Source organism: Acetatifactor aquisgranensis, assembly GCF_943193215.1.
In the GTDB taxonomy this organism is placed as follows: Bacteria; Bacillota; Clostridia; order Lachnospirales; family Lachnospiraceae; genus Acetatifactor; species Acetatifactor aquisgranensis.
In genome coordinates this window covers 1-22,719 of the sequence record NZ_CALPDH010000002.1, presented here as the reverse complement: position 1 = coordinate 22,719, position 22,719 = coordinate 1, and the positions used below count along the sequence as shown (strand labels likewise).

The window sequence follows — 22,719 nt, the reverse complement described above, 5'->3', positions numbered from 1 at the left end:
GGATGAATTGGTTGGGCAATATTATTTGGTTCTTTTGCTGCGGACTGTGGCAGGGAATTTCCTGGCTGGTTGCCGGTGCTTTATGGAGCATTACCATTGTCGGTATTCCGATTGGCCGTCAATGCTTTAAGTTTGCGTCACTTGCTTTCTTCCCTTTTGGAAAAGATGTGAATTATGGCGGCGGTGCTATGTCTGCGATTGCCAATATCTTGTGGCTGCTTATCAGCGGTATCCCTTTGGCGTTGGTGGCGCTGCTGAATGGGTTGCTTTTGTGTTGTACGATTATCGGTATTCCTTTCGGAGTACAGTGCTTCAAAATGGCAAAACTGGCGTTGATGCCTTTTGGCGCAACAGTAATGTAGACATCCTTGGAGCGCAAATATATAAATCAGAACAAAGAGGTGAGATAATGGCGCATATATTGGTAGTGGACGATGATATGGCTATGCTCCAGCTTGTCAGGCGCGTTTTAGAAAAAGATCGGCATTTAGTTACACTGCAATCAAACGCCAAAGCAGTCACAGAAATGGATTTTTCAAAGTTTGGCTTGATTTTGCTGGATGTTATGATGCCGGAAATTGATGGTTTTGACCTCTGCAATCAAATCCGTGACCGTGTGGATTGCCCAATTATTTTCCTTACTGCAAAAACGCAGGAAAGTGAAATTGTTCAGGGATTAGGACTTGGAGCAGATGACTATATTACGAAGCCCTTTGGGACAAACGAACTTAGAGCGCGGGTAAATGCTCACTTGCGGCGTGATGTAAGAGAAAAGAAAAACAGCTTTTCAATATCCGGCATCATTTTCCACCTCAATGCAAAAGAAGCTGAAATCAACTCAAAAAAGGTTCCGTTGACAAAAAGTGAGTACGAAATATGCGAATATCTGGCGCGGCATCATGGACAAACATTTACGCGGGAGCAAATCTATGAGGCGGTCTTTGGATTTGACGGAGAAAGTGATAGTTCTGTTATCTCTACTCACGTCAAGAATATACGCGGGAAGTTAGCTGAATTTCACTTGTCAACGATTGAAACAATTTGGGGGGTTGGCTATAAATGGGTGTAAGAAAACTGCGTACTGTTTTTATGAAGTATGCGATATTTCTTGCGCTTGGTGTCTTTCTGGTTGCTTTTGTCAACATAGCCTTCTATCTATTTGGCGTTGAAATTGGATTTATATACCCAATAAATAGAATGAGCGCAGAAATAGAAAATGCGAGGGGAAGTTTACAATCCACAGATCGGATTACAGAAAATGAAATACCACCCCTTTGTGAATATGCCCTTTTCACAAAAGACGGAAAGTATATTGGCGGTTCGCTCGATCAGGAAGAACCAGCTTCCGTTTGGAAAATGTGCATCGTGAACAATCAGACAAGCAGCAAGCCTTATCTGTATGCTGTGATAGACAGGACTGACGAAATACTGATTTTAAGGTATAGAATGACAGCCCAGTTCAGCAATCCACTGCTGCATAGAATATTTCCTTCGGCAGACTGGGTTTTGATTGCTGTCATTATATTGGAAATCCTGCTTCTCTTGATTGTTTTGTCATATCTATTCGGAAAATATCTTGGGAACAAAATGGATAAATTGCTGACTGCTGTAAAGAAAATTGAACAGCAGGATTTGAATTTTGAGGTTGAAAAAAGCCAGTTATATGAAATCGACTTAACTCTTGACGCACTGGATCACATGAAACTGGCACTAAAAAAATCGCTTACAGAGCAATGGCAGGCCGACAAACTGCGGCAAGAACAGATTTCTGCATTAGCCCATGATCTCAAGACACCGCTAACCATCATCCGAGGCAATACGGAATTGTTGTACGATACTGACTTAACAATAGAACAACAGGAATGTGCTGACTACATCACAGACAGCTATACGCAGATGCAAGTTTATGTCAAAACCCTGATAGACCTGTCTACGGCTTCAACAGGGTATCAGCTGAATAAAGAAATCTTTCATCTTCCTGATTATCTAAAGCAAGTGAAAGTATCAATAGATGCTTTGTGCAGGACAAAAGAAATTCATTTGCGAATGAGTACGTCGGACATCCCGATGCAACTAACCGCAGATAAGGTTTTGTTAGGACGTGCTATTCAAAATGTGGTAAATAATGCGTTGGACTATTCCCCGCAAGCTGGAACACTTCATATAGATGTCTGCGGAAAAGACAATTTCGTTGAAATTTCAGTCACGGACGAGGGGGAAGGATTTTCTAACGAAGCGTTGCAGCACGCGCAAGAACAATTCTTTATGGACGATCAAAGCCGTAATTCAAAGCTGCACTTTGGTATGGGCCTATATATTGCAAAATCCATTATGGAACAACATAGTGGTGAGCTTGTCTTAGAAAACTCCAAAAGTACAGGCGGTGCAAAAGTAATTTTGAAAATTCCATTTTGATAGGATGGGTGGCTAAAGTAAATGATCTGCCCAGCGGCAGAAAAGAAAAAACGCTGCTGGGCAGGCCGATTCCCCATGTCCAAACGCTCTTTCCAGCGGCGGTTTTGATTATTCAAAGCCGCCATTTTTATATCCACCGGCGGCACATAGGAGGATGCCGCTATGAACAGCCCGAAAACCGTCCCCTGCATGACTGACAAATCCAGACTCTGTACAGCAGTCAGTCCGCCATACGATTTTGAGAGCTGCTTTACGCTGATGATTTCATTCATCTGTCTTATCCTCCTTTTGCTGTTGTGGCTCTTATCTTAACAGCGAAAAAAAGGGTGGTGTTAAAATGTAGATAAGAAAATTTCTTTTTCATATCTATAAGAATCTCTATCATCTTTTCGGCTGCCTGCAAAGATACGATCAGCCTGTCACAAACGGAAATAATATCGGTGTCCTCTTTCGGCGTGTTCAACATCTGTTCAATATCTGCCTGTGGGTCATGCTCAAGGGCACTCAGCATCCGCAGGATTGCTTCCAGTGAGTAATTGGCACATCGGAGTGACCGTATTATCTTTAGCCGCTCAATATCCTCACCTGTTCTCTGTTTCCACAAATATGCAAAAGCCGATAAATGGGCGATAAAAGAATCGCCGGGATTGCCGCTAAAGATAAAATCCCTGCGAACACAGCTGACGCAGGATATAATTGCCAAACAAACGCTACTCCTTCCTTTCTCCCCTGTAACCTCCCAGTATCCTCTCTGTCCGTCCAAGCATCTCATCCTCTATAATCGGAAGCCCCATTGCCGCAAGAACCTCCGCTACAAACCTGCACTTATGCCGGATTTCTTCCGCATCCGCCGGGAACACGGACGGCAGCAGCCAGAAATTGACAAGAAGCAGCAGTTCGGAAAGCTCTTTTGCATATTCCGTCCGGATAGAACCGTCACCCGTCCTTCCTCAATCAGTTCCAGCCATAAAGGAGTCAGCACCCTCCGGTTCGCCTCCACCGCAGCCGCCAGAATGCGCGGGTCTTTCAGGATAGGAATTGCCTGCGTACTTATTTCTTCCCATTCTCCATCAGCCCTGTCAAAAGCAAGCACTTCTGCGCCTTCACTTTCCGCCGGAAATTTGTGATATCCGCCTCAAATGTCACACAGAAAGCAGGCTCCACGCTTCCCCTGAAAACCAAACAGTGCATGGCCCTCTCCCAATTTTTCTCGTCTATCACCTGATAAGTATTCATTCCAGATCCTCCCTTTCCATTTCCACACATTTCATGCAGTTTCCCGCTTTCCTTTAATCCCCGGAAAGCATCTCTCATACGGCCTGCAGATCTCATTCCCCCGGATACTCCCGGTTCCCACAATCTTCCCCTGCACCTCCGCAAAATAAATATCTTCCCTGGCAAGCGCTTCCCATATCCTCTGTTCGTTATGCAAATCCAGAAAAACTGTACTGCCCCGGAAGGATAATAATGGGGATAGACGGTCCTTATTGTCTTCTCCACGATTTACGCAACCTTTACCGGACATTCCGCCCGCTTTAGCCGCATACCAAAATCTTTATCCTGCATCTGCCTGCCTCCAGCTTTTCAAATCCTTTGCCATACACAATGATTCCGGCATATCCTCATACGGACCATAATTCGGAATCACCTGAAAACCCAGCTTTTTATATACGGCACAGGATTCAGCCAATAACTCCCCGGTTTCAAGAACCATTTTCTTATATCCCAGTTCTATGGCCCATTCCATCAAAAGGGCGACAAGCCTGCTGCCTATGCCCCGTCCCTGATATTCCGTATGTACAAACACCCGCTTCAATTCTATCGTTTCATCATCATATCTTCTGATGGCTCCGCCGCCAATTACCCGCTTCCCTTCATACACAACGATTGCTTCCTTAATTTCATCCAACTGGTTATATTTTTTGTATTTGTCTCTTTCTATCTTCTTCCCGACACGTCTGTCCAAATCCATATCAAGAAGCCTGCAGTTTTCTATAAAATCTTTATTTTTGCCATCTGTTCTTTGAAATTTCATAATAAAATCCCTCCGGAAATTGAAAGCCTAAAACTCGTACCTTGTCCCATGTGAAAGCAAAAGCCCGTCTGTCAATTCCACACATAAAATAACCGTGTTCTCATCCTCAAGATCCGTATGCCCGTTATCAATCCATTCAGAGAACACTTCTTTCAGCCTTTTTGCAATCTTATGGTTTTCTTCCTTTCCAAAATAACCTAAATTTATCCCCTTGCCATGTGCGGTAAACCACTCACCGGCTATTGCAATCACAGGATTGTTTTCGGAACTCCTTTTTCTACTGTTGCCAGCGCAATCACCATATCTTTTCCAAATCGCTCTGTCATTATTTTTTCAGCTTCTTCACACATTTTTTTCATACACATCACTTTCCGACAGCCCATCTCTAAGATTATCCTGTACTTTTCTATAAAAATAAATCAATACATACAGCTACAATATACTTACATAAGAAAACTCCGGCATATATCAATATACATAACCCTATTTTGATGTACAACAAAAACTCTTTTTAATCCTCAAGAAGTTTCCGTTTTCTCTCAATCATTTCGTCAATTCTTTCTATGAAAGACGTTACATCCTTGACATTTTCGCATCTTTCGATACGTCCGTCAGGGTATACCCTTTTCGAGATACTACCAGCTCCGCAGGCGACTATGGTCTGTTTCTCCTCCATAATAACGCCAAATCGGTCATTACAGTGTATTATCGTGTATTACTTGATTTTTCCACTTTTTCAAAATTCTATTATTGAGTATTATATTGTACCATGCAAAGGTCATTTGTTGGAGTTTTGTTGGACTAGCTCATTTTGTGTTGGACTAGCCTTTTATCGAACCCCGACCTTTATGCCATCTCGAAGCCCCCTAAGGAACCTCTCACTCAATATTGAATTAAAATAACTTCATTTGATTAAAAACCTGTTCTAAGGACTTCTTTTTCTTATCCCCGGTAACCTCGGCATAAATATCCATCGTTGTCTGAATATCCTTATGCCCCATGATTGACTGAATGACCTTGATATTCACATCCGCTTCACACAATCTTGCACAAAAGGTATGCCTTAAATGGTGACAGGAGAACTGAGGCAAAATAACCGCCTCCCTCTTTTCCTTTGCAGCTCTGACTTCTTCCATTGCATTATGATTTTCAATCACTCTGCGTAGATTTCTATTGATAGACTCCGGCACATACAATTCACGGAATCTGTTGCAAAAGATAAAACCCGACATATCATCAACCGCAGATACACAAAACGTTCCTTCTTCCTCCCTTTCCATAAGACCGCAGTAGTTTGTGCATGGTTATACATTACGCCTTTTTTACCGGGCTGCCAACACTACTGCAGTAGTGTTAAGAAAAAATTCATAATTCTTTTTCGGCTGTTTCTTTACCGTATATGGGCATTCCTGCTTTGAAATATTTATCCAACCAATCAATGATATAATTTATTGCGATAAGATGATTTCCAATCTGGCAATGCTGTTCGCCTCCTTCGCTTTCGGTAAACATACGACAAGTCAGGGAATGAGCATTCGGCAGATTTGTCTTTAAACGGTAGAATTGCCGGGATGGTATGTAATGGTCTTTTTCTCCTGCTAACAACAGGACATCCTGCGTGATCTGCGGTGTAATTCCATTTAAGGTATGGCGGGAGATGTTCGCATAAAAGTCATAGGGTGTTGCCGTTCCTGTGATATACATTCCTTGTGAAAAAGCCCAATCCGCTAAAATACTTTTCCTCCGTATTTTGTTCACCAGCCCATTTACTGCCTTTGCATTTTTGTGAACATATGCTTCCCGAATGATTTTGCATATAACAGATGGAAATATATGTGTCATAACTTCAAACCCATTATCCATTACGTCATAGGCTGCAGCAGCTTTGATTCGCTTTTCAAAAGCGGCACTTCTCATGGCAAAATAGCCGCCCCATGAAATGCCTACTATGGCACATTCCGCAATATTGAAAAAATCCAGTATGGCAGAAGTAAAATTTTCAAAATCGTATTGAAAATAAAGGTTTTGTTTCAAACAGCGTCCTTGTCCTCCCCCCTCAAACAGGATAACATCATAATTTTTCAATGCCAGACGGTGAACCTGAATCACAAATTCTTCGATAAATGAATCATAACCACCGCAAACAAGAACTGTCCCTTTTGAGCGTGGGGCTTTCATTCTTATACAGTTTAAATATTTTCCTTTAAATGGAATATCGTATTTTTCATAAGCGAGCTGTAATTCCATATCAAAAGCTTTATAAAAACAGTTGACGCACCTTTGATAGAGTAAATCTTTTTTACTATCGTCCTCTTTCAAAAAAAATTCTGCCATACGATAGCTATAAGCCGCCCGGAGAAATTCCGATTTTTGTTCAGCCTGTTTCCCCATATCGTCCCATACATTTTCCCACTCATCAAAAGTACGTATCTTCGCTGTTTTTTCCCTTACTGCATTGATATCAGCGGCAGCTTCCCCATAAGTCAATATCCGGTTAATTTGAAAATTAAACTGTCGTATCGGATTGATCTTTTCATAACTCATAAGATATTCTTTCCTAAATTTTTTTATTGTTTTGATGCTGTTTCCCATATGCTGATAAGGTCTGTGCCTATTTTCATCAATGTGTCCAAAGTGCCTGTCGGATATTTCTCGAAAATCTCTGCCAGTTTTGCCTTTAGCTGCTGGTGCTGCTTTTCATGGGTATCATAAATATTTTTCCCTGTTTCCGTCAAAGTCAATATAATTTCATTATCGGTTTTGGGAGAAATCTCTTTTTTTACAAACCCACGTTTCACCAGCTTACTTACCATTTGAGAAGCAGCGCTTCTGGATATCCCCTGCAGCCGTGAGAGATTTACGATATTGATATTCGAGTGTTTTCCAATGGCAACAATCGTATGTGTATCTGATAAATGCAATGGAATATCAGCACCAAAAGCATGTACTTCCTTTTCAAATTTTCCATATTGATTTACTATTTGGTTAAATAAATCGCAAAGTTCATCTAACTTGTCGTCACCTGCCATAGCAGCTCACCTCCTGTTAATCTGCTTAACATTATAACCTCGGCAAGGAAGAGTGTCAAGCAGCTTAACAGGAAATGCCTATTGAGACATAAAATCACTCATGGCATTAGCCAACCTTTTGGGAGCAGTTACATTTATTTCATGCCCGGCATTATCAATCAAACATAATTTGGCGCCTAAAATATTTTTTGCCAGTGTCTTTGCTGCTTTTACATTAGCTAAATCACGTTCCCCGCAAATAATCAAAGTCGGACACAATATATTTCCTAAATCCTGTTCAAAATTTAATGTCACCATTGAACTGGTCAGGTGAATCATATCTTGTTTCTTTATACCGCTTCCCCCAAAAGATTTTTCCGGCATGATACGGAATATAATATTTTGAAATTTTAAAAGCAGCCCTGGTATTTTGTATTGTGGTGCAATCAATATCAAAGCTAAAACTTTTTCAGCATGGTTAATGCAATAGTTTAATGCCAAAACCGCACCTAATGAAATGCCGCAAATCGTTACAGGTTCGGAAAACCTATCAATATATTCTTCAAAGGAGAGATATATATTTTTGTATGTTATCGCTCTGTCCGTACTGAAATCAAACAAGTTAGGGCAGTATGCTTTTATATCTTCGGACAGGCATGAAATTGTTTCATTCCAGCTTGAGGGGGATTGCCCTAACCCATGCAAAAAAACCACATTCATTTCCGGTTTTATACCTCCATGTTTTTTACTTGATAGCGCAGACTTGTCCATGCCAGCATTGCAGCCAGGAAAATTACTGCAAGAATAATAATAAGGACAAAATGAGCAAAAAGCGTCATAGCGATAACCTGACATAAAACTGATACAACAATACACGCTGAAATAATGGTAACAATCGTAGATTTTTTCCTAAATCCAAACCAGAGAGAAATAATCCCTAACAGCCCGGCTGATACCGAATAGCAAAGCATAGACGATACACAATTCAATATCAGACCTATATCTATCGTATCCTGGCATAGTGGAAATAAACTTTCAGTAACCAAAAAAATAGTGAATGCTATACCGTTGCATAGCAGCATGGAAATAACGGTATAGGAAAATACGGTGATTATTTTTGCGTCTAATATCTTTTTTCTGTCAACGGGATAGGAAAACAACATGATTACCTTTTCTCCTGCGTATTCATCAACAATAAATTTTGAAGCCATAGCGGCAGACATAATTGAAAAGATTGCCATGCTGACAATGTTGTCCAGCCCTACGATAAAATCATATGACATAAACATTTCTGCGTCCGCATCGGCTGCGTCCATTCGGGGGATTACCGCCAGCAAATATAAAAAACTTAATATAACAACGCTGATGATGCTAACGGCTAAATGGTATGGTTTCAAGCTGTTTCTTTTTAATTCTAACCGGGCTAATTTATTCATTTACTTTTCCTCCACTTACAATCTGCATAAAATAATCTTCCAGTCCTGCCGGATAGTTCTCCCTGATTCCCAAAGGACTTATTTCCTTCACCACGATTCCGTCAACGATAAAGCCTATTCTGTCTGCAATTTGTTCTACTTCTGACAGTATGTGGCTTGACAGTAAAATGGTAATGCCTTTCTGCTTTGCAAGGCATAAAAAAAGCTCTCTCATTTCCTTAATGCCAACAGGATCAAGACCATTTATTGGCTCGTCTAAAATCAATAATTCCGGCTTATGCACCAATGCCCTTGCAATCCCCAAACGTTGGCGCATACCTAAAGAGAACGTTGAAACAGGCTGCGTCCCTACATTTACTAAACCTACCATTTTTAAAATATGTTCAATGTCTGTATCTCCCACTCCCATATATTCAAGATGTATCTGTAGATTATTGGCAGCAGAGAGATGCTCATAAAAAACCGGCGTTTCAACTAAGCTGCCTGTACGGCGTAACACTTCCAGATTATTTTGGGCGGGGTTAAGGCCTAATACGGCAACTTCTCCTGTTGTCGGTTTCAATAAACCCAGCAGAATTTTTATGATCGTTGTTTTTCCTGCGCCGTTTTTCCCTACAAAGCCGTATATAGTTCCTTTCTCAACAGATATATTGCAACCTCGTATGACTTCTGTTCCGCTAAAAGTTTTTGTGAGCTGCCTTGTTGATACAGCTAATTCATTCCTCATAATTGCCCTCCTTTTCATACCGACTAATTGTATGTATATGGTGAAAAATAAAACTGCCCATAAAAAGGCGGTTTTATTCTTCTGATTAGTTTTTGCCCATGCTTACCAATGTTTTCTTTACATCCTCCATGATTTCATCATCAATCAGCGGAAGCCCCATTTTATCAAATAATTCTTTGATAAATACAAATTTATGATATATTTCTTCCGGGGTTGCCGGATAAATTGACGGCGTCATCCATAAATCAAACAAAGGTATCAATTCAGATAATTCCCTGGCATAGTCCGTATGGATAGAACCGTCTTCGTTGCCCTCTGTGAGAAGTTCCAGCCAAAACGGACTAAGCACCTGTCTGTTAGATTCAATTATCCCAGCTAATATGCGTGGATTTTTCAGAATAGGCATTGCCTGTAATGAAAGATTCACCCTTTCCTTATCTGACTGGTTCAATGACATTGCCATTTTCATTTTCTGCAGCCCGTTCAAATCCTTTTGGCTTTTCACAGTATCAAATGGATTATTTTCACGGAACATTTTATCTGTTAAGGCGTCCATGATTTCTTCTTTTGACTTAAAATGATGATAGATTGCCCCCCTTGTAAGCCCTCCCAGTTCATCTACAATATCCTGAATGGTAGTATTGTCATATCCCTTTGTAAGAAAAAGCCGTTGTGATACCTCTAATATTTTTTCTACTGTTATTTCGGGATATTTGTTGCGAGCCATATTCAAATCATCTCCATACATTCATTCGGTATGTATAAGTATAGCGATGATAAAGGCTTTTGTCAAGATAGAGGTTTGTAAAACTATAAACAGCAATCAGATATAAAAAGTTTCTATTTTTCACCCGCTGGCACGGAACGACTATTTTTCTGGAATTCCAGCCACCCCGACTTTTCATTAACAGAACATCAAAATTCTTCCTCCTCTGGCTCAAAATATTTTAACAGTGAAAGATATAATTCCTCTGGACGATCTGGCATGTAATCCTCATAGCTGCAAATATCCTGCTCTGTATGGTTTGTGTATTCCACCCGTACCCGCCATGACGGATTGCCCTCTGACTCTTTTGGGAGTTGAATTTCCAGTCTGTCCTCCAAATCTTCCATGAAAAAGTCTTCTTCCCCGTCAAAAAGCGGGTCATAATCCCCCTCATCAGGACGCAGGGAATAGTCCTGCTCCCACATAAAGATTTCCAATGTATGCACGATGTACCGCAGCAGCTTCGCTATCTGCCCGCCCTCCAGCGTGACTGACTGCTCCACACCCCCTGTATGAAAATCCGTCATGGTAAGCACACGGCTTTTCCAGTCAATGGTAAAACGCCGATCTGCCAGCTCCATATCGCCGTATCCATCATAAACCTCTGTATGTACCTCAAAAGACAATGTATTGATAACAAGCTGCTTTTTCATGGCATTGCGCTCCGCATGGGGAAAGCATACGTTATAAATCTCCCTGGCCGTGTCCGCCACTTCCGGGCAGTCATCTTTCATTTTGGCTTTCAGCCATTTCTTCTCGCCCTCTGAAAGCCGACGCATCGGGAAATTCATCAGCCTATTTATATCCATTGCCGCCGCTTTTTCCGCAGCGCTTAAACGGGAGCAGGCTTTGCAGATATGAGCTGCGTGGCCTTTCCCGGAAAATTTTTCATTTGCTTTATATTCGCCGCATATTTTACAGTAATGCCCGTGTGGGCGGTTTTTCTTCTTTGACATCGCAGATTCCTCCATTCCTGCACCTATTATACAGTGAACCGCCAAAACTTCAAAGATAGCTGTGGGTTATTTTAGAAATTCTTTATGCCGGATATGCTACCCCGGCTGACGCATACAACAGAAAATACGTTTCTCGGATTTTCTATTGTCATGAATAAAAAACAGGCTTCCCCTGCCCGTATGGAAACCGGGTAAGGAAAACCTGTTTTTCTTTGTTTTATTCCGCTTCTGTCAACTCAAGCTGTTCAAATTCTTCATCGGTCATATCCCGCAGCTTTCCGACTACCCTGACGGACAGCTCCAGCATATCCATATCCTCCAGATACGGCAAAGTCCTCTCAATATCCTCTATGACCTGTCTCCTGCTTTCACTTGCAAATATGCAGATTAAATTGCTTTCTTCCACGGTAAACCTCGTATCCATATCCTTACATCTCCCTCTGCTTATTTTTATTATTTTCTTCCTGCTCCCTGCCCTGTCCTGCCACCTGTGCCTTTTTCTCCGCAAGGCGGGCTTTTAAGGACGGTTTTGCTGCTGGCCTGTCCTGTGCCTTTTTGTTTTCCTCTTTCTGCGCTTTCTCCCCTGCGCCGTTATTCAGCACATTATCGACCATATTGTAATTCTGTTCTTCCATTTCCGAGGTCTGTGCAAGAGGCTTGTACTCCGCCAGCTTCTTAGCGATCTCCATGACCTGCTGTTTTTCTTCCGGCTCCGTTGAATCCGCACACACCTCCGCAAACCACACCGCCATATCAAGAGTATCCCTCTGCTTTAAGGCTTCCGCAATCTCGGATACGTTCTCCGTCATGCTCTGGTTATTGTCATGGTAGAGGGCTGTGTCATAGCCGTAGATAAAACGGTCAATCTCCACCGCAAGCCGTTCTGCAGGTGTCAGGTCAGGCATACGCTTCTCCCATACCTTTGCCTCCATTTCCTCGTCCAGATGACCGTCTATCTCCATTTCCGGCAGCTTCGCCACAAGCTCCGTGATCATTTCCATTGCCTGCGGATTCCCCTTTATATCAGGGATATACTCTAAAATGTCAAGGTCAATCCTCTTCCCGGTTAAAATATCAATTTCCACATCTTCAAATACCTCCGTTCCCGGCGTATGGATATTGATGCCGATTGCGGGGATTCCGTTCATGCGCTCCGGCGGTATCTGTTTCCAGATTGCGACAGCCTCCTCCACAGTAGGGATATTCTCATAAAACTCGCCTAAATTATGGAACTCGCCGCACTCCGCAACGGTCAGCGTCACTTCCGTTTCTGCCTGCTCCTGGGATAAGGTCACAAGCTCCTTTTCCCTGGCTTCACGCACTCCCTCCAGATAGTCCTCCACCTGCGGGAGATAGGTTTCAAGCGTTCCCGTCCGCTGTGCGGTGATCGGGTTTATATCCACTTTCACACCGCCGATATGGAGCGCATCCCCGTTAAATGTATCAAACAGGACATCCTCACGCTCACTTGTGGAAAGCTCCACCACCACGTCAAGGTCAGAGCCTTCCTGCTCCAATCCCCGGCAGCGGCTCCCCACTACTGCCACGTCCACAATCTCCGCATCCATGCCGGATTCATCTATCTGCGCCTGCACATGGCATTTTACGGTTTCTTCAATCTCTGCCGGGTTCATTTCGCTGATCTCATGGAACAGCTCATTGGTCTTTGCCTTGAAATTTTCCACCACGTTTCCCCGTGCCTGCGGTTCGATGCGGTTTGCCGCTTCCACTTTTTCCATCAATCCATCATAATCAATCGGTATCAGCTCATCATTATCACGGATATTTCCCCTTGTGCCGTTGTCAAAAGGATTTTCTTTCAAATCCGTCAGAATGACGTCAAGGGCTTCTCTGATACTGACATCGGGATTATCATATACGCCCCCGTCTATCTCCTTATAGTCAACGCCCATAATGGAATAATCATAGCCCCCGTCAACCTCCTGGATACTGATGAAGCGGTCTGCTATCTGGAAAGCAAGCTCTGTTTCCTGCTCCCCTTTTAAGGATTTCTTCATCTGCGCAAGCACCTGGTCTTTTTCATCTCCAAGGTCAATGATCTCGTCCTCATCCTCCAAATCCTCAAATAGCTGTGTTTTATCCGTTTTCTCCGGCTTATCCTGTTCGGATTGCGGCTCTGCCTGTTCTGTTTGCGCTGGTTCTGGCTTCGGCTGTTCCATATCTGACTGCCCCGGTTCTGACTTCTGGACATCATGTCCAGAAGTGGCCGGCCCTTTCTCCTGTGCGGCAGACATTTCTTTTTCCTTCTCCAAAACTTCCCTGCGGAACATATCAATAAAACCGTCCAATACTGCCGGGTGGCTGCTTACAATCAGTTCACGGTTTACATCTATCCCATGCACAAGATTTTCCGGAATATAAAACTCCTCCGCCCATGCTTTGTTATCCCTTGAAAAGCGTCCATCCCATGATTCCTGCTGGAGCGTGTTGGCAAGGACAAAGGCGATACGGTCTGAACCGTACTGCTCCGCTAAAGGCTTCACAATATCATGTTTTAAGTGCATACCGTCAAAATTCTGTCGGATTGTTCCCTCAACCGCTTCTTTGCACTCCCTGTCAAGTTTCCGGGAATCCATATACCTGTCCACTTCCCCATGTTCCATCGCATATACCAGGGTATGCCCATAGAAATCCGGATAGCTTTTCTGTTCTGCCTTTTCAGCTTCTGACTTCTGGACATCATGTCCAGAAGTGTCCTGTACTTCCTCCTGTGGCGCTTCCGGCTCTGTTTCTCCCTTTTCCCGTTCTTCCACGCCTTCCAGTTCCCGCATGAAATCAGGAAGCCCGGTAAAGCCGAATGAATCTACAAAGTGTGCGCTGTTCTTCCCGTCCTCATGCAGCACTACAATATCGCTGACAGAAAGGGAATGCCCCTTATAATCTGCCGGGTGGTCTATATTGAATTTCTCATAGACCGCTTCCAGTGTTGCGCTCTGCGTCCGCCCTTGCAGCTCGGAAAGCTCACCCACATAAACAAGGTTGTAATTCTCCGGCTTAATGGCATCGAGATTATCTTTTATAATTCCCCTGCGCTTTAAGGATTCCGTGCCGGCAAACTGGAATTGCCGCATTTCGGGAATATCTTTTAACTGATAAATGCCATACTTATCAGAATCCCCATATAAAAGCTGCGCTTCCTTATTCGCCCTTCCTTCCGCAAGTTCCTCCTGCAACGCCCGCAGGCTTTTTTCATTCTCCCAATCGCCTTTTTCAATACCGAAAATACCCTCATGGGCTATGATCTGCTTCCTGTCATTCACCGTTGTTTCTGAATCGTCCTCATGGAGCAGGTACACAGGCAGGTCATGGTCAAAAAGCTCCAATGCCTTCTCCTGCGTCAGCGGCAGCATTTCACCCCATGTGTAACCATATTCCTCCATTTCCCATAAACCGATCATCGGGTCAGGGAGAGCGTCAATCTCTGCCTGTGCGTCAATGACTGCAAGGGCGGCTCCCTGGCTGCCTTCCGTTTCCTCATAATAGATATGCTCCGCAAGCTCCCTTGTCTTTTTCATGTCATTCAACTTAAAGGCATAATTCACGATAAGGTTCCGCTCATCATCGGAAAAAGCGGTCTTGGCAAATTCCAGGCGGTTGATGATGCCCTCTGCCTGCTTTGCCGGGGAAAGGTGGCTCATCATGGTTACCTCTTTCTTATCCAGATCGATCTCAAAGTCATTGAACTGCGGCATACCAGAATTTCTGCCGCCGCCTACAATGACAGGGATATAGTCAGCCCCACAGCTTTTTAGACAGTCACGGATATTTTGCGTGCTTTTATCTTCCAGCTTTGTAAGCGCAGCCATGATCTCCTGCACTTCCTCCGGTGTCTTGCTGGTAATGCGCTCCACCTCAAAACCGTGCGAATGTGATATTTTCAAAATCACATCATCCGCACCAATAGGCTCCTTTGCCCTCTCGTTCAGCTCCATTTCCGCCTTTATGTCAATGACTTCGTTTGTGTCAGTATTATACCGGACATCCAAATGGTGTTCCCCAAACTCTTTTGTATCCTGATTGGCAATCTCCGTAGTCCATGCGCCCCTGCTCTCCAGGTATGCGGCAATATTCAGCCTGTCATTGTCATTCATGGCGGACAGGGCCTCCACAACCTCCGCTGCATCCATTCCACGGACATTTACAAGGCTGTACTCGGACAGATCGCTGTTCTGTATCAGCAAAAGGCTCTCTTTCTCCTGCTCCTGCATCAGTTCCCGGTCACGCCGCAATTCCTGGAGCTGCCCCTCAATCCCCGTGATCAACTCCGATGCAGTCCTGCGGATTGTGTCAAGGGAAGATTTCAGTTCCCTCATGTCACGCCCTGTTGACCAGCTTGCAATATACCCAAAGGAATAATCCAAAGTATCTATGCCGAAATGCTGGCACACGGTGTAGGCAATGCTCTCGGCTTCCACCTCTTTGGTGTTCCTGTCCTTTGCGGGCGCAAGGATATCCTTGTTTACGTCTTTATCATGCAGCATGGAATGGGCGGTTTCATGCACCATCGTCTTTAAGGTCTGGCTCTCGCTCATGCCCTCCTGCACCGCAATCCGCTTTTCTGTGGGGCTGAAGAACCCTTTGGAATCGCCGGGAATGTCCTCAAAACTGACCGGAACCGGGGCAACATAGGTGATTGCCTTGATAAAGTCCTCATACCCCTCCACTGTGGACAGAAGCTCTTTTGCCTCCAGCTCCGGGATTGGCTCTCCCGATGTCTGCTTGACATCAAAGACGGACACAGCACGGAAAGCGGGGATTTTAACCTCGACTTCCTCCGTCTGCGGCATACCGTCCTTATCCAGCATGACCTCCCCGGTCACAGGGTCTAACTTATCCCTTTCCTCTTTGATCTTATAAGGGGCCGGGGCAAGGATACGGATTCCCCTCTCCCCCTTGTTTACATGGCGGTTGAAATTCTTCTGCCATGCCTGGTAGCCTGCGACCAGACTGGCGTCAGGGCGCTGTAAGGCTATCAGAAGCGTGTTGTTGAAACTGTAATTATGGAATTTTGACATGGTGGAGAGGTAGCTTTTGTATTTCTCGCTCTCAAAAAGCTCTTTTAAGCCTTCCTCCAGCTTGTCCGTGATCTCTTTTACTTTCTGCTTTTCTGTTTTTGCATCTGCCATATTTGATTTTCCTTTCTTTGCATGAAAAAAAGACAATCTGTTACGACTGTCTTTTTTCCGAAAACAGAAAAAGCAGCGAATTGTTTTCTCTAATAAAAACAATTCACTGCTTTACTGCTTGTGTTATTAAGTTGCTGTGATTATGCCAGTACAGGCTCACGCTTTTTGATGATAGTTCTAACTTCCTCTACGCTCTTTTTTGTTGCAATGGCTATCTGTTCAAGCGTAAAGTTATTCTCATACATAGTCATTATCACGCCCGTTATGGCGTTATCTGTTGCATTTTCTCTGATTCCCTGTGAAAGATTGCACATAGCGTTCATATCCTTTCTCAATTTTTCATCTACCGGAATACTGTACTCAGTTTTAATAATCCCTAATTTCTCATCAACGGTCAATTCCGCCGAAAGTAACGTACTCAGCAGACGGTGCAGCTCATACTTTTCATCATGCTCCGGAAGTTCATTTGATATACCAATCAGGACAATATTTAACAGGTCAAGCCCGCCTTTCCACGGATAGGAACCAAGAATATCATCTTTCGCAAGATGCACATAAGCCATGCTGTTTTCGTCCATGTTCATACACACCCAAATGGAAAATACACGCCTGATGTCGTTATAGTTTGTCTTGACAAAATCCCGTTCCTTCTGCGAGGAAACAAGGCGGCTCACATAGAAAACTGCCCTGTTTAAGATATGGTAGCCTGACGGTTCATCTTTCTGTGCCTCCACGTTTACGATAACCTGTGAAATACCGTCTTTCATGCGCACATAAAAGATAATGTCAAACCTTACAAGCCCCTCGTTTATCTCCGTATTTTCCGTATTCATCCCGACAATGCGCTGCCCGTTTTCTTCTTTTTCCACATTGGTCAACCCCGGCTCCACCGGAACCACGCTGATAAACGGCTCTCCCTCGATATAGGATACCACATCTTTCGGGTTCATTCCCCGAAACTCGTCAACCGTCTTTACCAGGATATGCGCCAGAATAATCTTATTTCCCAACAGACGTTTTGCCTTATCATCATACTGTGCGTCCTGGTCTGTTGCGCTGACCGCATTTTTTATTTCCATATCCATCAGCCATAAACCTCCTTTTTGTATGGTAGGAAACGCAAAAGCCATTCCCAAAAGGTATATGACCTCAATGCCATTATACCCCGAAATCCCGGCTAAATCAATCAGATTTTTTTAAAAGCCTGCCCGGACACTGTTGTGATTTCATTGACTTTATGACGATTACTGCGTTTTCTCCCCTCCATGCCATATCTGGCTCCAGCACTTTTTTCTGCCAGTCTGCGCTTTGGATTTAATAATCAATGACTTCTTTATCCGGAAACCTCCTGATGATCTCCTTTATCGCCTCCTGCACTTCCGGATTCCCGCAAAGCTCCGGTATCAGGCTGATAAAGCCCGTGTCTATCTCATCACCGGAGAGTACGTCCGCCTGCACGTCCTCCATCTTATCCGTACCCTCCACATGGAGATTGATTCCAAAGGCAGGGATACCGTTCATGCGCTCCGGCGGTATCCGCTGGTATAGATTGACTGCTTCCTCCAATGTCTGAATGCCCTCATAGTATTTTCCAAGGCTGTGATATTCCCCGCACTCCGCCACTGTAAATGTAAGGATTGTTTTCTGATCCGCTTTCTTTTTTCCCATTATGGTTCTCCTTCCCATGTCTTTATTTTTATGCTGCAAGATATTTCTCTGTATCTTCCGTCATATACCGCCCAAGATATTCCTCCCTGTGCGGCACGACAATATGCAGCTTCCCATGCACGTTGATCCACTCTGCCACAAACCAGAAGCCAAGCCCCCGGTTATCCGGCTTCCAGATGCCTTTTTCATCAAACGCCCCTCCACGCATCATATAATCTATGATTGCAGGGTTTGAGAGCTTCTCGGCAAGCTCCCACCGGTTCGGTGATTTCTCCCGGTGGCAGCCGAAGCCGCAGTAGACGCATCCTGTCCTGTTGCATCCGGTAGTCTCAAAGACAGGCTTGCCAACATCAAAAATCCCCAAGTCCATCGAATTGCCCTGCGCCTCCCCTTTCCCATGATCTGCCACTACTTCCCCATATACATCCGCGATCGGGATACGGTTATGGTAGATGTATTCCAATACGTCCTGTTCTGTCCAGAATGACATGGGGTTGCTGATCGGGCTTTTCATGTCAAATCCGTTACAGCCATTTTTCAGCCAGTTCATCGCCCGGAGCCTGCTTTCGCTGGCCATCTGCGCTGTCATTGGCATTTTCCCTGTTTTCTTTGCGTAATTGTGCATGGGGGCTTTTTTCATAATGGAGCAGCAATGGTCTGATATCTCAAAAGGCGCATCCAGGAAGAACTTGTACCTCTCCTTGTTATACATTTTGGAATATTCCGATGTTTCCACCCCATTCTCTTTATGTATATATTTCCCCTGCAGGATAAGGTAACGGACAGGCATCTTAATCTCCGTACTCGGTATCTCCCCCCGGCTCAGGCTCCGGTATGCGGTATTCCCTTTATCCTCCCGGCGGTCTATGCCCACCAAGTCCGCCATATAGCTGTAATTGGGAATGATCTCACCGTTTCCTGCCCTTTTCTCCTGTTCTGCCAGTTTTTCCAGATACCGCCTTGCGCCATATACGCAGGCGGCTACTTCCTTTCCGATCATCGGGTATCCATATTTTATGATGATCTGGCGGAAATTCATTTTAGGCTTGATGATCTCCACATTCCCATGCTGCTTCACAAACTCCCTGACCTCCGGATATTCCAGCCCGGTATCCACGTAGACCGCCCCAATGTTCCGGTACATCTCCCTTGCGATATGCAATAAGACAGTGCTGTCCTTGCCCCCGCTGAAACTGATATAAACGCCGTCATCCCCATAATAGTCCACCCATTCCCGGATACGGTACTGCGTCATCCGTATTTTGGCGGAAAGCGGGAGAGACTGCATCTAGTACAGATCACTGATTGTATGTTTATTCATCTTAATCTCCTTTTTCCCTGAAAAAATGGGAACGGGCAGCTTTTATCCGCTGCCTGTCCTCCACACTGTTATAAAATTTCCTGTTTCCCCTTTTCCTTATGGTTCTCCTGCTTTTCAGCCCCCGCAGCTTTCACTTTGAACGCTTCCAGCTTCTCTTTTAACGATGTCCTCTGCACAGGCTTGTCAGCCATTGCCGCCACAACTCTCAACCCTCTACTGTCCGCTGTATAATCATGCCCTGCGTTCTCTACTGGGTAGGGTATCGGTGCATTGGCGGCCTTTTCACCTGTTTCCGGTTTTTCAGAAGTATTTTCCTCCTGTCCCGGCTTCTGGACATCATGTCCAGAAGTTTCCTGCCCCTCGTTTTCTTCCTCCGGCGCATCGTCCATACCGAGCGCATCATCGCCCTTTTCGTCCATGTTGAGCAGGGCATTTAAAGCAGAAAGGCGTTCCAGCTTCTCCGCAAGCTCCGCTTCCTGTGTGAATGGCTTTGTGACCTCCACTTTTGCGGTTTCAAGCTGGCGCTCCACCGTTTCAAGTTTCGTCTGCGCTTCGGAAAGCTGCTTCGGCATGGATTCCAGGGCGTGGTTGATACGGGCGATGTTGCCGAGCGGGTCAGAGCCGACCTCAAGGTTATGGGAAAGCTGCCCTTTTAAGTTCATCACAAATTTGTGGTTGAACGAATCAAAGGACACCGCCATCTTAAACCCGGCATACTCGCCAATCGTTGCGGGTACATTGACCGTTTTCATCTCCTTGCACATCTCCACAAGTGCGGCCCCGGCTTCTTTTTTATCCGTATAAAACTTATCCCCGACCTTCATCAAAAACTGCTCCTTATCTGCCGGGAGGTTTGCTTTTGCGGTCTGAATGTCAGCCTCCATGCCGCTGATCCGCTCTTTCAGGATGGCGATCTGCTGCGGGTAATGCTTTGCGATGTTGTCCTCAAGTTTGTACTTCTGGCTGGTATGGTTCCCTTTCATCAGCTTCAGCTTTGACACCTGAATGTCGAGATCCATCTTTTCTTTTATGTAGGGGTTCCCGGTAGCCAGGGCTTTCACCTCCGCATAAGTGAGCGCCGCCTCATCCACGTCCTCACAGCTACGCACCGGGGATTTGCTCGTCATGATCTGCCCGATGAACTTCTGCTTATTTTCGATCAGCTGCCATGAATAGCTGTCGAATGTGCCTTCCGTCACATACCGGAAGATCTTCACCTTTGGATTAAGGTTGCCCTGCCTTAAAATGCGTCCCTCCTGCTGTTCAATGTCGGACGGACAGACTTTGCGGACAATCTATCTGCTATGCCGCTTTCCGGGCGGCGGCACGTCTGTGCCGTGTGCTTTCCGAACACTGTTGAATATGGATTTTCTTGGCGCAGGGCTTACAATACTTTGCCACCGCTGAACCGGGCGTGAACTCTGCCCCGCAGCATTGGCACCGCCTGGGGGAGAGGGGGGCCGCATAGCGTTTTGTGACCTTGATATGTAACTCGTTGGAGAGAACTCCAACGAATTTGTAGTAGATTTTGATGGTCTGCTCCACTGTGCCGTCCTCTTTCTGGACACGCTCTCCCACCGTGATTTTCTCAATCAGGGCGTTGACCATAGCGGCGGACAACTCGGCGGCGTCGGCGTACCCGGCAATCAGGGAGAAGAAGTCCGTTACCCCATTGTCGGAGGTTTCCTTTTCAGCCAGTGAAGCGTTGATTTCCTCTATCCGGCCCGAAAGCTGGGCCTGTTCCGTTTCGTACTTCCGGGATACCATGTCAAAATTGCGCTCCGTGATACGCTCCATGACCTTATCTTCATACAGGGCTGAAAATAACTTGTCCAACTCACCCAGCCGCTTGGACAGCTTGCGCTTCTCCCGTTCCAGCGCCTTTTGCTCGGTGGCCCCGATGGAGGATAGCTGCTGCTGAAGCTGGCGCACCCGCTTTTCATCCCCCTCCACCGCCAGCCTTGCGTAATGGCGAATATCGGCCAGCACAGCGTCAAACAAGTCCCTGGCCTCGATGGTGTGGGCCGAACAGCCCCCGGTGCCGTTGGTGCCGTAGTTGTTGCACACATACTGCACACAGTCGATGGGATCGGGCCGTTTGCGGCGGTTGGCGCTCATGGCCCGCATGGCGTAGCCGCAGTCGGCGCATTTCAGTATCCCGGAAAAGATGTTGTCAAATCCGCTCCCGCCCTTGTCCCGCCGTCTGCTGGTCATAAGCCGCTGGACGGTATCAAACTGCGCCTGGGTGACAATGCCCTCATGGGTGTTGGGTATCACCTCCCATTCCTCCGGCAGCTTGGAGGGGCGCTTCTTGCTTTTCATGCTCACCGCCACCCGCTTATACCCCACAAGGTTTCCGGCGTACACAGGGCTGCGTAGAATGGCCCTGACGCTGTTGTTGCTCCACTGGTAGCGGTTATCCTCCTTGCCCTCAAAGTGCCGCTCATAGCCGCTCTCACCCCGCTCTGCGGCGGCGTAGGCGGCGGGGCGGAGGATATGGCTGGCGTTGAGGTGGTTGCGTATCTTGCCAATGCCAGCCCCATCCAGCGCCATTTGAAAAATCAGCTTCACCACCGGGGCCGCCTTTTCGTCGATGATAAGGTGGTTGTGGTCGGCGGGGTCTTTCAGGTAGCCGTAGGGGGGAGAGGTGGACACATACAAGCCGCTGTTGAACCTGGCGCGGAGGGCCGATTTCACCTTCATGGACACGTCGGCGGCGTACATCTCGTTCAGGATATTGCGAAACGGGGTGATGTCCATGGCGCTCTTGTTCAGCGTGTCCACCCCGTCGTTGACAGAGATATAGCGCACCCCATGCTCCGGGAAGAACACTTCCAGATACAGCCCGCAGTCCAGATAGTTCCGGCCCAGCCGGGACAGGTCTTTGGTGATGACGCAGTTGATACGCTTGGCCTCAATGTCCCGGATCATGCTCTGGAAACCGGGCCTTTGGAAATTCGTTCCAGAATAGCCGTCGTCCACATAGGTCTGGACAAGGTGCCAGCCCCGCTGACGCACATAGTCGGTGAGGATGGCCTTTTGCGTCCCAATGCTGGCGCTCTCGTCCCGGTCGCCGTTCTCTTTCAAGTCCTCTTTTGACAGTCTGCAATAAATCGCCACGTCATAAATGGTGCTGTCTTTTTTCGTTCCCATCGTGATACCTCCTAGTATAATGATGATATAGCCACAAGAGCTATACAGTTAATAAGTTACAAAGTCATATCTGATGAATAGCTGAAG

At 45.6% G+C, this 22,719-nt stretch carries 19 protein-coding genes and 4 pseudogenes; 3 read left to right on the top strand and 20 right to left on the bottom strand.

Features of this window, described 5'->3' with window-relative positions:
- Positions 1 to 2: 2 nt before the first annotated feature.
- From NFS35_RS01820 to NFS35_RS01810, 3 genes are read left to right on the top strand one after another with little or no spacing between them, the layout of a single operon-like run.
- Positions 3 to 362 (top strand): YccF domain-containing protein, encoded by a 360-nt coding sequence (locus NFS35_RS01820; RefSeq protein ID WP_251205439.1) that lies wholly within the window; start codon positions 3 to 5, stop codon positions 360 to 362.
- A gap of 47 nt (positions 363 to 409) precedes the next feature.
- Positions 410 to 1,069 (top strand): response regulator transcription factor, encoded by a 660-nt coding sequence (locus NFS35_RS01815; protein ID WP_251205438.1) that lies wholly within the window; start codon positions 410 to 412, stop codon positions 1,067 to 1,069.
- Positions 1,060 to 2,415 (top strand): sensor histidine kinase, encoded by a 1,356-nt coding sequence (locus NFS35_RS01810; protein WP_251205437.1) that lies wholly within the window; start codon positions 1,060 to 1,062, stop codon positions 2,413 to 2,415. The genes NFS35_RS01815 and NFS35_RS01810 overlap by 10 nt, the downstream gene beginning before the upstream one ends.
- 277 nt (positions 2,416 to 2,692) lie before the next feature.
- Here the strand turns inward: NFS35_RS01810 and NFS35_RS01800 are convergent.
- The 20 genes and pseudogenes from NFS35_RS01800 to NFS35_RS01705 form a co-directional block, all read right to left on the bottom strand.
- A pseudogene (locus NFS35_RS01800) lies at positions 2,693 to 3,004 on the bottom strand (hypothetical protein); the annotation flags it as partial.
- A gap of 512 nt (positions 3,005 to 3,516) precedes the next feature.
- Positions 3,517 to 3,651 (bottom strand): annotated as a pseudogene (locus tag NFS35_RS01795) (chloramphenicol acetyltransferase); the annotation flags it as partial.
- A gap of 319 nt (positions 3,652 to 3,970) precedes the next feature.
- Positions 3,971 to 4,450, bottom strand: coding sequence for a GNAT family N-acetyltransferase (locus NFS35_RS01790; protein WP_251205435.1), 480 nt, complete (start codon positions 4,448 to 4,450; stop codon positions 3,971 to 3,973).
- A 27-nt stretch (positions 4,451 to 4,477) separates the two neighbouring features.
- Positions 4,478 to 4,809: pseudogene (locus NFS35_RS01785) on the bottom strand (pyridoxamine 5'-phosphate oxidase family protein).
- A 152-nt stretch (positions 4,810 to 4,961) separates the two neighbouring features.
- Positions 4,962 to 5,132: pseudogene (locus NFS35_RS01780) on the bottom strand (coproporphyrinogen dehydrogenase HemZ); the annotation flags it as partial.
- A gap of 211 nt (positions 5,133 to 5,343) precedes the next feature.
- Complete coding sequence (locus NFS35_RS01775) at positions 5,344 to 5,730, bottom strand: tyrosine-type recombinase/integrase (RefSeq protein ID WP_251205434.1); 387 nt, start codon at positions 5,728 to 5,730, stop codon at positions 5,344 to 5,346.
- Between the two features lie 85 nt (positions 5,731 to 5,815).
- Positions 5,816 to 6,994, bottom strand: a complete 1,179-nt coding sequence (locus tag NFS35_RS01770) for an alpha/beta hydrolase family protein (RefSeq protein WP_251205433.1) — start codon at positions 6,992 to 6,994, stop codon at positions 5,816 to 5,818.
- Between the two features lie 23 nt (positions 6,995 to 7,017).
- Positions 7,018 to 7,479: a MarR family winged helix-turn-helix transcriptional regulator gene (locus NFS35_RS01765; protein WP_251205432.1), complete on the bottom strand. Its 462-nt coding sequence runs from the start codon at positions 7,477 to 7,479 to the stop codon at positions 7,018 to 7,020.
- A 78-nt stretch (positions 7,480 to 7,557) separates the two neighbouring features.
- Positions 7,558 to 8,178 (bottom strand): alpha/beta fold hydrolase, encoded by a 621-nt coding sequence (locus NFS35_RS01760; protein ID WP_251205431.1) that lies wholly within the window; start codon positions 8,176 to 8,178, stop codon positions 7,558 to 7,560.
- Positions 8,179 to 8,186: 8 nt separating this feature from the next.
- Positions 8,187 to 8,894 carry an ABC transporter permease gene (locus NFS35_RS01755; RefSeq protein WP_251205430.1) on the bottom strand — a complete coding sequence of 236 codons (708 nt, stop codon included), beginning with the start codon at positions 8,892 to 8,894 and terminating at the stop codon, positions 8,187 to 8,189.
- Positions 8,887 to 9,621 (bottom strand): ABC transporter ATP-binding protein, encoded by a 735-nt coding sequence (locus NFS35_RS01750; RefSeq protein ID WP_251205429.1) that lies wholly within the window; start codon positions 9,619 to 9,621, stop codon positions 8,887 to 8,889. Before NFS35_RS01750 ends, NFS35_RS01755 begins: the two co-directional genes overlap by 8 nt.
- 85 nt (positions 9,622 to 9,706) lie before the next feature.
- Positions 9,707 to 10,348, bottom strand: coding sequence for a TetR/AcrR family transcriptional regulator (locus NFS35_RS01745; protein ID WP_251205428.1), 642 nt, complete (start codon positions 10,346 to 10,348; stop codon positions 9,707 to 9,709).
- A 188-nt stretch (positions 10,349 to 10,536) separates the two neighbouring features.
- Positions 10,537 to 11,196, bottom strand: a complete 660-nt coding sequence (locus NFS35_RS01740; protein ID WP_251205427.1) for a hypothetical protein — start codon at positions 11,194 to 11,196, stop codon at positions 10,537 to 10,539.
- 364 nt (positions 11,197 to 11,560) lie between these two features.
- The gene (locus NFS35_RS01735; RefSeq protein WP_251205426.1) at positions 11,561 to 11,767 is read right to left on the bottom strand and encodes a transposon-transfer assisting family protein; all 207 of its coding nucleotides are present in this window, start codon (positions 11,765 to 11,767) and stop codon (positions 11,561 to 11,563) included.
- A gap of 4 nt (positions 11,768 to 11,771) precedes the next feature.
- A complete protein-coding gene (locus NFS35_RS01730; protein ID WP_251205425.1) occupies positions 11,772 to 16,490 on the bottom strand; it encodes a DUF3849 domain-containing protein in 4,719 nt (1,572 codons plus the stop codon).
- A gap of 140 nt (positions 16,491 to 16,630) precedes the next feature.
- The gene (locus NFS35_RS01725; protein WP_251205424.1) at positions 16,631 to 17,575 is read right to left on the bottom strand and encodes an Rpn family recombination-promoting nuclease/putative transposase; all 945 of its coding nucleotides are present in this window, start codon (positions 17,573 to 17,575) and stop codon (positions 16,631 to 16,633) included.
- Between the two features lie 229 nt (positions 17,576 to 17,804).
- Entirely contained in the window at positions 17,805 to 18,158 is a 354-nt protein-coding gene (locus tag NFS35_RS01720; protein ID WP_251205423.1) for a hypothetical protein, read from the bottom strand.
- 28 nt (positions 18,159 to 18,186) lie between these two features.
- Entirely contained in the window at positions 18,187 to 19,413 is a 1,227-nt protein-coding gene (locus NFS35_RS01715) for a phosphoadenosine phosphosulfate reductase domain-containing protein (protein WP_251205422.1), read from the bottom strand.
- 134 nt (positions 19,414 to 19,547) lie between these two features.
- Positions 19,548 to 20,678, bottom strand: coding sequence for a hypothetical protein (locus NFS35_RS01710; protein WP_330639939.1), 1,131 nt, complete (start codon positions 20,676 to 20,678; stop codon positions 19,548 to 19,550).
- 103 nt (positions 20,679 to 20,781) lie between these two features.
- Complete coding sequence (locus NFS35_RS01705; RefSeq protein ID WP_251205421.1) at positions 20,782 to 22,632, bottom strand: recombinase family protein; 1,851 nt, start codon at positions 22,630 to 22,632, stop codon at positions 20,782 to 20,784.
- Between the last annotated feature and the right edge of the window lie 87 nt (positions 22,633 to 22,719).

Bases quoted from the DNA above. Each gene is read 5' to 3' on its own strand.
- NFS35_RS01820 (WP_251205439.1), top strand. From the start codon at position 3: ATGAATTGGTTGGGCAATATTATTTGGTTCTTTTGCTGCGGACTGTGG.
- NFS35_RS01715 (WP_251205422.1), bottom strand. From the start codon at position 19,413: ATGACGCAGTACCGTATCCGGGAATGGGTGGACTATTATGGGGATGAC.
- NFS35_RS01705 (WP_251205421.1), bottom strand. From the start codon at position 22,632: ATGGGAACGAAAAAAGACAGCACCATTTATGACGTGGCGATTTATTGC.
- NFS35_RS01810 (WP_251205437.1), top strand. From the start codon at position 1,060: ATGGGTGTAAGAAAACTGCGTACTGTTTTTATGAAGTATGCGATATTT.
- NFS35_RS01755 (WP_251205430.1), bottom strand. From the start codon at position 8,894: ATGAATAAATTAGCCCGGTTAGAATTAAAAAGAAACAGCTTGAAACCA.
- NFS35_RS01815 (WP_251205438.1), top strand. From the start codon at position 410: ATGGCGCATATATTGGTAGTGGACGATGATATGGCTATGCTCCAGCTT.
- NFS35_RS01735 (WP_251205426.1), bottom strand. From the start codon at position 11,767: ATGGATACGAGGTTTACCGTGGAAGAAAGCAATTTAATCTGCATATTT.
- NFS35_RS01730 (WP_251205425.1), bottom strand. From the start codon at position 16,490: ATGGCAGATGCAAAAACAGAAAAGCAGAAAGTAAAAGAGATCACGGAC.
- NFS35_RS01740 (WP_251205427.1), bottom strand. From the start codon at position 11,196: ATGGATATAAATAGGCTGATGAATTTCCCGATGCGTCGGCTTTCAGAG.
- NFS35_RS01760 (WP_251205431.1), bottom strand. From the start codon at position 8,178: ATGAATGTGGTTTTTTTGCATGGGTTAGGGCAATCCCCCTCAAGCTGG.
- NFS35_RS01790 (WP_251205435.1), bottom strand. From the start codon at position 4,450: ATGAAATTTCAAAGAACAGATGGCAAAAATAAAGATTTTATAGAAAAC.
- NFS35_RS01770 (WP_251205433.1), bottom strand. From the start codon at position 6,994: ATGAGTTATGAAAAGATCAATCCGATACGACAGTTTAATTTTCAAATT.
- NFS35_RS01775 (WP_251205434.1), bottom strand. From the start codon at position 5,730: ATGGAAAGGGAGGAAGAAGGAACGTTTTGTGTATCTGCGGTTGATGAT.
- NFS35_RS01765 (WP_251205432.1), bottom strand. From the start codon at position 7,479: ATGGCAGGTGACGACAAGTTAGATGAACTTTGCGATTTATTTAACCAA.
- NFS35_RS01725 (WP_251205424.1), bottom strand. From the start codon at position 17,575: ATGGATATGGAAATAAAAAATGCGGTCAGCGCAACAGACCAGGACGCA.
- NFS35_RS01720 (WP_251205423.1), bottom strand. From the start codon at position 18,158: ATGGGAAAAAAGAAAGCGGATCAGAAAACAATCCTTACATTTACAGTG.
- NFS35_RS01750 (WP_251205429.1), bottom strand. From the start codon at position 9,621: ATGAGGAATGAATTAGCTGTATCAACAAGGCAGCTCACAAAAACTTTT.
- NFS35_RS01745 (WP_251205428.1), bottom strand. From the start codon at position 10,348: ATGGCTCGCAACAAATATCCCGAAATAACAGTAGAAAAAATATTAGAG.